Source organism: Burkholderia sp. E168m23, from assembly GCF_016586125.1.
Classification (GTDB): Bacteria; Pseudomonadota; Gammaproteobacteria; order Burkholderiales; family Burkholderiaceae; genus Burkholderia; species Burkholderia orbicola.
Map to the genome: position 1 here is coordinate 1 of NZ_BCPP01001623.1, position 707 is coordinate 707.

General features: G+C 67.3%; 1 pseudogene. It reads left to right on the forward strand.

Annotated elements, in window-relative coordinates:
- A pseudogene (locus JMF90_RS39285) lies at positions 1-256 on the forward strand (3-deoxy-7-phosphoheptulonate synthase); the annotation flags it as partial.
- Between the last annotated feature and the right edge of the window lie 451 nt (positions 257-707).

Below are 707 nucleotides of genomic sequence, written 5' to 3' on the forward strand. Positions count from 1 at the left end.
GAACAAGTCGCACGAGCGGCAGATCGAGGTGGCGCAGGATCTCGCGCGGCAGTTGGGGCAGGGCGAGCACCGGATCGTCGGCGTGATGGTGGAAAGCCATCTCGAAGCGGGCCGGCAGGATCTGAAGCCGGGCGTGCCGCTGAAGTACGGCGTGTCGATTACCGACGCGTGCCTGAGCTGGACGCAGACGGAGCCGGTGCTCGACGTGCTGGCGGAGGCGGTGCGGCATCGCAGGGTGTATTCGCGCAATGCGTGATGCCGCGTGGCGGCGCGGCGACCGCCGCGTCGTTCGATGCGCCACGAAGTTCGGGTGCCCATCTATGGGGTTGCCCTGATCGACAGGCCGCGGCACCATTGTTCCGCGCCGCGCGCCCCATCCGTCTGCACGATCATTGATCCTGATCCTGCTCGCGCCGCCAGCCCCATTGCACCTTGAACGCACGATCCGGCGAATGCCGCTACCATGAAAGACGTGTTGCACGCTGCGGCCCGGCCATGCCGGTCCGCCACGCACACATGTCATGGCGGCGCGGCCGCCGCCACGCGACGGATGAAGCGCGGGGCGGCCATCGCGGGGCGTTCACCGATCGGCCGTCGCGTCCCGCCGCTTCGTCCCGGAATCAACAACAACCGAACCGGAGTGCAACACATATGAAGTTCTACAAGACCCTCATCGCAGCAACCGTCCTCGCCTCGAGCGTCAGCGC